Raw genomic sequence first — 7,730 nt, 5'->3', positions numbered from 1 at the left:
GAATTTCCAGTCGTCCTACGGACTCCTTCCAATTCGCCAAATTCAATAATTCTCTTCTTCGATTTCTTCATTTTTCACCTTCCTTTTTCAACACTAAATTAGTGTAGAAAAGTGTCCAGTGTCATCTTGGCACAGAGGGCAGTTGGTATTACAATGTTCAACGCACAAGCTACGAATTCGAACAGACAGGCAGTAATTGGTGATCTTAACAATCTGGCAGCCTCTGCGCTGGCATTTTACAAGACACCAGCTACTCATAGTGGTGGTGGATCAAGCTGGTCATCCGATGTTGATAATGTAGGTAATTGGTTAGGATATAGTTATGATGCATCTACCAACACACTCACAACCGGAAATGGTACTTTTGTACTTAGCGTTGCCAGTGATGTACTTACAATTGTAGGAACAGGCAGTGAAACAGGAAATGATGGTTCTACTAGCGTTCAAGCTCAAATTGCAATTACAGGATCTACTAGTTCTGTGGCTACTACTGTTAACAACTAAGAAATTACATTTAACTTAAAACATTTTAGATTTGAACATGGGAGACTAGTCTCCCATGTTCGCCATCTATAAGGAATTTTTCTTCAATGAAAAATGAGTATAAATATCAAGGAGTTATGGCTTCCGGCAAAGGTGTGCAGGGAGTTGTAATTGCCAAAAACAAGAAAAAAGCAACCGAATTAATCAACAGAATAGCCAACAAATACAAGATTGATATAAAATCTATAAAAAAGAAAAAATTATTTTTATATACAGTAAAACTGCCCAGTGGGAAAAAAGTAAAAGGTAGACAACAGGCATACACAAAAGGTGAAGTAATGCGAGCTTTAAATTCTATTGGTTTTCAAAATGCAAAAATAGAACCAGCTCTTATCGACATCAGATTGAAACCACCTTTTCAAAGCATTTTGATGTTTGTAAACTTGAGTTCATTCCTGCTGAAAGAAAAAATGAGCTACGATAAAATTTTGCGCATGCTGGCCGATGAAGAAAGCAATGTAACTTTGAAAGAAACCTTACGAAAAATAGAAAGTGAATTAAAAAAGGGTAAGGAAGGAACTGAAGTATTTGCCAGATATGAAGATGTGTTTGGCAAGTTCATTGCATATATGCTGGGATTAGCTACCAAATCTGGTAATATGGCCGAGGTATATGATGCAACAGCCAAATTCATGGAACGTGATGCTGAATATCGTAAAAGTTTGAAACAGGCTTTAGGTCAACCTGCATTCATGGTTATTGCAATGCTTTTAGCAGTAGGATATTATGTAGTTAAGATCTTTCCTGAAACTGCTCTGATGTTTGTAAAATTCGGTATTGATCTTCCTCCTATGACTGCTGCTACTCTCGATTTGAGTGATTGGGTTGCTGCAAACTGGTGGTGGATGTTTCTTTTGGTTCTAATTCCAGCAGCAATTATCGCTTTTTGGTGGAAAACGCCCAAGGGAGAAATCTGGAGAGATCGTTTCTTGATAAAATTACCGGTTATCGGTCATCTTTTGCACAAAGGTAGTATCGAGATCTTTTTCAGGGTGTTTGGGGCAATTTATTCTGGTTCAGAAAATAATATTGAAACGCTAACTGCTTCTGCTGAAGCATGTAGAAATAAATACATAGAAATGGGAGTTAAAGAGATAGCTTTGCCTCTTATGTTAAAGGATGGTATGCCTTTAGTTCCTGCTTTGGAAAAAGCCGAAGTATTTAACGCTAGCACGCTTAGCCGCTTGAAAACTGGAGTTGAATCTGGTAATATTTTACAGTCAGCTCAGCAGATTTCTACTTTTTATGAAAAAGAAACCAGTTATAAAATGCAGGCTCTGATTGATTCGATCCAAACTTTTGTGGGAATATTCATTGCAATTGTTATTACTATGCTGACTATCGTATCTTCTGAAATTGCCATGATATCTCCAAATACTGGACCATAATTTTAATATGTAGGGGAATATGATAAAGAAATCAAGATTCGGACAATTATTATTAAAAAAAGGTCTAATCGATGAAGTAATATTGGAAAAAGCACTAATCATTCAAGCAGAAGAAGACCCCAATCCTCGTGCATTAGGAGAAATCTTAGCCCATGATTTCAAGATTGATCATCACTCTATTTTTGGTCTTCTGGCAGAATTATATGCTTTTAGAACTGTAGAGATTAATCCAAATGAAATTACTGAAAAGCAGATTAAGCACACGCGTGAAATTCTGAGTAAATTTGACGACAATTTTAGAAAAAATCTACTTTATAGAAAGGTTCTTCCCTATCAATACAACTATGGAAGAAAAAACACATTAGTTGTTCTTTCTGCTGATCCAACTGAAAAATTAATCGATAAAATTCCAGCTCACTCCGAATTTAAAAAATATGAAGTCGTTTACTGTAAACTTGTTCAATTGGAAGAACTTATAAATATTATTGCTCCTCAAAAAAACGAATTTCTGGAACTTTTACAGGAAGCAGAACAGGAATTGGAGGAAGTTTCAGAGGCTGAAGAAGATGTTGATGAATATGCCTTGGATGATGAGATCAATAAAAGTTTATTGGTCAATTTATTCGAAGGAGCCCTTATAGAAGCTGTTCGCAAAGGAGCAAGTGATATTCACATAATTCCTTATCAGCGTTCCAGTGTAGACTTCTTCTTCCGAATTGATGGTAAGCTTATCCGCTGGCATCGCCAGGAAAATACCTCTCCAGAAGCTATAGCTGCTGTGGTTAAAGACCGAGCCAACGGTATTGATCGATTTGAGCGTGATACAGCTCAAGATGGTTTTATGCAACGTCTTGTAGATGATCACCTTATTCGTTTTCGTGTTTCCATTATTCCCATCACATCTTCGGAATATGAACGTAGATTTGAAAGTGTGGTAATTCGTACAATAGATGACAGGAACGTTATCACCGATCTGCGTAAACTAGGTTTTCAGGAACAAGCAGAATCAGATTTCATGAAAGCTATCGGTAAATCAAAAGGTATCGTTCTGGTAACTGGTCCTACCGGATCTGGTAAAAGTACAACTTTGATGGCGGCTTTATATCAGATTATCGATCCTTCTATAAATGTTCTTACATGTGAAGACCCTGTGGAATATAATATTAAAGGAGCTCGCCAATTAAAAATCGGAGGAAAGTTTAGTTTTGAAGCTGCAATTCGATCGATTCTTCGACACGACCCGGATGTAGTGATGGTGGGTGAGATTCGTGATAAAATCACCGCAGATATTGCTGTTAAACTTGCAAATACTGGCCACTTAACATTTTCAACATTACACACGAATGATGCACCTAGTGCGATTTCCCGTCTTTTTAAAATGGGAGTCGAAACTTTCTTACTCGCTTATGCCATAAATATTATTGTAGCACAAAGATTAGTTCGAAAATTATGTCCTGAATGCCGTAAACCACTTTCCAAAGAAAAATATCCTGGTGCATTAGAAATGGGAATAACTCAGGAAGAACTTGATAAAGGACTTATCTTTGAAGCAGGTAATGGATGTAAAAAATGCACAGGCGGTTATAAAGGCCGGGTAAATATTTGTGAAGCACTTTATTTTACACCGGAAGTAAGAAAAGCTATAGTAGATTCCAAAGATGAAATCGATGAAAACCAGGTAAGAGAAATTGCCGAAAGTCAAGGCATGCTCTCTATGCTGGATTCTGGTTTGGATAGAATCAGAAACGGACTGACATCGCTGGAAGAAATAGCTTATGCAACGTCTGAAGATTAATACTTGGAGGAGATAGTTGGGAAATCAAATGCTGATGGTAGTTTTGGCTCTAGCCCTGTTTTCTACTATCATGCTTAACATGTATAATCTTGTTCTGGATGATGCCAAAGTTGTATACAATAACATTTTGTATACTCAAGGGCAGAAAATAGCAGATAGATATTTCCAGCAGATCGAATCGGAGTTGTTAGGCAGCAGTCCTGTTATTGAATTTGATGATGTTCATACTAATTTTAACGGTTTGCAGACAACAGAAACTGTTGGCAATAACATATACAATGTAAATCTTACTACAAGTTATGCCGATAGTTTGGGCAGCACTTCATCACCAGATTCTTCTTATATCAGAGTCGACGTGCGTATGAACTGTGTTTCAGCTGCCGGAGACACTTTATATATTGGAACTCAAAGTAATCCTTTCAGCAAAGTATTTTTTGAAATTGGAATGTAATTATGAATGCCTTACTTGATACTCTGGGTGCTTCTGTCACAGGTGGACTGATTCTGTTGATGGTTTTCGGTGCTATCATGAATATGCAGGCTCTCAGTTATAATATGCAGCAGCAGATGATCTTAAGTGAATTGGCTGAAAATCTATTGAGTGGAAGAATTATTGGGGGTATTAGTTATTCTGGTTTGGAAAGTTATCTATCCAAAGTTGGGGCAGGAGTTCCCAGTGGCATCGATCCGATTATAGAAGCTACCTCGAGTTCATTTAAATTTCGTGGTCAGTTAACTACTACTTCCAGTGTAAGTACATTTTACATTTTAACTGAAACTGCCGTTAATAGCTCCTATCCTCTTTATGTTTATATCAATGATATGTCGAATCCCGTTCTCGGTCCTTTTTGGATGGCAACTCCTTTGAATATTACTTATTATGATGTAAACAATACTGCAATTGCCAGTCCTGGCAGTAATCTAAATTCTATTAGATCTGCCAAATTTGATTTTAATTTTTCTTTCGAAACCTATCGCTCGGATATTGATAAAAGATTAGTTAGATATCCCACAGTAATCTGGAAATATTTTAAAAATCTATATTTATGATCTTATGAGGTAAAAAATGGGAAGAGTACTGATAATTTCTGTTCTATTACTTACGGTTGTAATCGCTACGATCGCAGTTTCCATAAATAATAGAAGAGAAGAATCACCAGAAGTAGTGGCAAAAGGTTTAGCTCATATTAAAGCAAAATCCCTCAGCAATGAAGCCCTTAAATATGGAATAAATCAAATATCACAAGGCAATATTCCACTCACTCAAACAGAATACCTTCAAACTTTTACAAATTTTGATGTAATAGATGGAACTATAGATAGTATAAAATATGAGATGAATTCTACTGCCGACACTATTACAATAATATCTTATGTTTCATCTCGCTTTTCTGGAAAAAGAAAATTATTTGCCAGCACTGCACAAATCCATCTTGATACAGGAAGTGCTATCGGTGCATTTAATTGCAGTAAAGAAGTAACAATGAAAGGAAATGCAGAGATCGTGGGCGATTTGAATGAAAACATAACTATGAATTTCGTTTCAACTTTCGAGCATACAATGGCAGAAATGAAAGCAATGGCAGATCATTATTATAAAAATCCAAAAACAAGCATCTCCCCAATTACTGGTATTACTTACGTAGAATTGACAGGTAACAAAAGTCTGCACATGTCTGGCAACTGGTCTGGTGATGGTATTTTGATAGTTGATGGAAATTTTAAAGATACAGGCCAGGCAGATTTTGATGGAGTTATGTGGGTAGAAGGCGGCAGTTTTCAGATGAGTGGCCAAAGTGATGTAGAAGGTGCAATATTTGTTAACACGACAGACACCGTAAAGCTTTCGGGAAATTCTTATGTAGAATATAATGAAACTATCGTTTCGAGCTTGATAACCATTCCAGGTGGAACCAGCGCAGATACAATTGAAACTTTAAGTTGGGATAATTAAAGGAGATATATTATGGGAAGAACTTTAGTAATTATTATAGTTTTAGTAACAGCAATATTTTCTACGATAGCTTTACAGATCAATAACAGAAAAGTTGAAGCACCTGATCAAATTGCCAAAGGGATGGCAAGCATAAAAGCGAAATCTCTCAGCAATGAAGCTCTTCGATATGGAATCAATCAGCTTTTAGAAGGAAGAATAGACCTTACGCAAGCCCGGGTTTCTCAGGTTTTCTCCAATTTTACCGTAATTGATGGTACCATCGACAGCATAGTCTATGTTATCGATACAAGCTCCGGAAATGATGATGATGATGATGACATCGTTTTTAGCTGGCAGGATAATTCCCTAATCTGTGGTAGAGGTAACAAAAATAAGGGTAACGGAAATGGCAACGGAAATGGCAACGGAAATGGAAATGGAAATGGTAACGAAGAAGAGGAAGAAGACGAAGAAAATGAAAATGAAGACGATTCGGAATCCAGTGCTACCGTTACAATTACTGCCTACGTAAGCTCAAATATTGGTGGTGTAAATAAACAATACAACAGTTCGGCAAAAGTTCTTTATACATCGGGTGGAGATGGTGAAACAAGTATAAATAACGGTAATGCTTTTAATTGTAGTAAATCTGTAACATTAAAAGGCAATGCCGAAATTAACGGTGGTTTAAATGAGAACGCAACTCTCAGCATCGAAGCTGATCTTGGTGAAGTGATGAGTTATTATAAAAATATTGCAGATCATTATTACAAAAATCCACCCACAAAAGTTTCACCTATAAACGGAATTACTTATGTAGAACTAACCGGAAATAATACTCTTCACATGTCTGGCCGTTGGACTGGAAGTGGACTTTTAATTGTTGATGGAAACTTTAAAGATACCGGTCAGGCAAGTTTCGACGGTCTTATCTGGGTAGAAGGCGGAAGCTTTAAAATGACAGGTAACAGCGTCGTAAATGGATCCATCTTTGTAAACACTTCTCCTTCCAAAACTGTAAAATTAACTGGTAATGCTACCGTTAATTATGATGAAGATATTGAAGATGATTATGTTTTAACTTCTGAGAATGAAGGAACTAACGTAGAAATTATCAGCTGGGATAATTAAAAAAAGGAATAAATTATGGGAAAAGTTGTAATCATTGCATTGCTGATAGCTGCTGTTTCGTTTACAGTATTAACTTTGGCACAAAAAGACAAAAGAGAAGATTCAGCAGAAAATACAGGGCGCAGCATGGCAAAGATCCAGGCAAAGTCTCTCAGTAATGAAGCTTTGAATTACAGCATAAAAAAACTCTATGATGGTTCTTTAAATTTCGTAAATGGAGAAGCTTCTCTCAGTTTTTCCAATTTTAATGTTTTAGAAGGTGCAATTGACAGCCTTTATTATAAAGAAAGCATTACCGGAGATTCAATTTTCGTTACTACCTATGTATCATATCCATCTGGAAATGATACTGTGCAGAAAAGTGCCAGTGCAGTCGTAAATTATGTTCCTGCCAATATAACAGCGGCAGTTTCTGCCAATGGAGATATCATCATAAAGGGAAATGCAGCAGTAGTGGGAGATGTCGATGCAAACTGTGATCCACCTCTAAATTTCGAAGAAATCTTTGGTGTATCAAAAGCTTATGTAGAGTCTCTGGCTACAAACCTTTATATCGATCCAGCGAATAACATAAGTCCCTGCACCGATATTACCTGGGTAAAATTTTCAGATCCAAGTAATAGTTTCAAAGTTACTACTACAGGTTGGTCGGGGTCAGGTTTAACTGTAATAGACGGCGATGCAGATTTTTCGGGTGGTACTTTTTATGGTATTTTATGGGTTACAGGAGAATTGCGGATTACAGGAAATTTAACTGTGGAAGGCGCGCTTTATGTGGAAGGCGGAACCGAAATTTCTGCTACAGTGATTTCCGGTTCACCAGTAATTGAATTCAGTGTAGAAGCTGTTTCAGATTTTCTGAGTTCTGTGACCTTCCCTACCGAAATGCAATTTAATTTTGTTAGCATATTTTATGATTAGTTTTTTGGAGTAAATT

General features: G+C 36.7%; 8 protein-coding genes. All 8 read left to right on the top strand.

Going from position 1 to position 7,730, the window contains the following annotated elements; genetic code table 11:
- Nucleotides 1-153: 153 nt before the first annotated feature.
- The 8 genes from K9N40_04125 (at nucleotide 154) to K9N40_04090 (ending at nucleotide 7,714) form a co-directional block, all read left to right on the top strand.
- Nucleotides 154-504 carry a hypothetical protein gene (locus K9N40_04125; GenBank protein MCF7813655.1) on the top strand — a complete coding sequence of 117 codons (351 nt, stop codon included), beginning with the start codon at nucleotides 154-156 and terminating at the stop codon, nucleotides 502-504.
- 86 nt (nucleotides 505-590) lie between these two features.
- A complete protein-coding gene (locus K9N40_04120) occupies nucleotides 591-1,931 on the top strand; it encodes a type II secretion system F family protein (protein ID MCF7813654.1) in 1,341 nt (446 codons plus the stop codon).
- 19 nt (nucleotides 1,932-1,950) lie between these two features.
- Nucleotides 1,951-3,726 carry a Flp pilus assembly complex ATPase component TadA gene (gene tadA, locus K9N40_04115; GenBank protein ID MCF7813653.1) on the top strand — a complete coding sequence of 592 codons (1,776 nt, stop codon included), beginning with the start codon at nucleotides 1,951-1,953 and terminating at the stop codon, nucleotides 3,724-3,726.
- Nucleotides 3,727-3,742: 16 nt separating this feature from the next.
- On the top strand, nucleotides 3,743-4,177 hold the full coding sequence (locus K9N40_04110) for a hypothetical protein (GenBank protein MCF7813652.1): 435 nt from the start codon (nucleotides 3,743-3,745) through the stop codon (nucleotides 4,175-4,177).
- Between the two features lie 2 nt (nucleotides 4,178-4,179).
- Nucleotides 4,180-4,776 carry a hypothetical protein gene (locus K9N40_04105; protein ID MCF7813651.1) on the top strand — a complete coding sequence of 199 codons (597 nt, stop codon included), beginning with the start codon at nucleotides 4,180-4,182 and terminating at the stop codon, nucleotides 4,774-4,776.
- Nucleotides 4,777-4,792: 16 nt separating this feature from the next.
- The gene (locus K9N40_04100; protein MCF7813650.1) at nucleotides 4,793-5,680 is read left to right on the top strand and encodes a hypothetical protein; all 888 of its coding nucleotides are present in this window, start codon (nucleotides 4,793-4,795) and stop codon (nucleotides 5,678-5,680) included.
- Nucleotides 5,681-5,692: 12 nt separating this feature from the next.
- Complete coding sequence (locus K9N40_04095) at nucleotides 5,693-6,793, top strand: hypothetical protein (GenBank protein MCF7813649.1); 1,101 nt, start codon at nucleotides 5,693-5,695, stop codon at nucleotides 6,791-6,793.
- A 15-nt stretch (nucleotides 6,794-6,808) separates the two neighbouring features.
- Complete coding sequence (locus K9N40_04090) at nucleotides 6,809-7,714, top strand: hypothetical protein (GenBank protein MCF7813648.1); 906 nt, start codon at nucleotides 6,809-6,811, stop codon at nucleotides 7,712-7,714.
- Nucleotides 7,715-7,730 lie beyond the last annotated feature (16 nt).

The organism is Candidatus Cloacimonadota bacterium (genome assembly GCA_021734245.1).
In the GTDB taxonomy this organism is placed as follows: domain Bacteria; phylum Cloacimonadota; class Cloacimonadia; order Cloacimonadales; family TCS61; genus B137-G9.
This window is presented reverse-complemented; position numbering and strand designations above follow the sequence as displayed.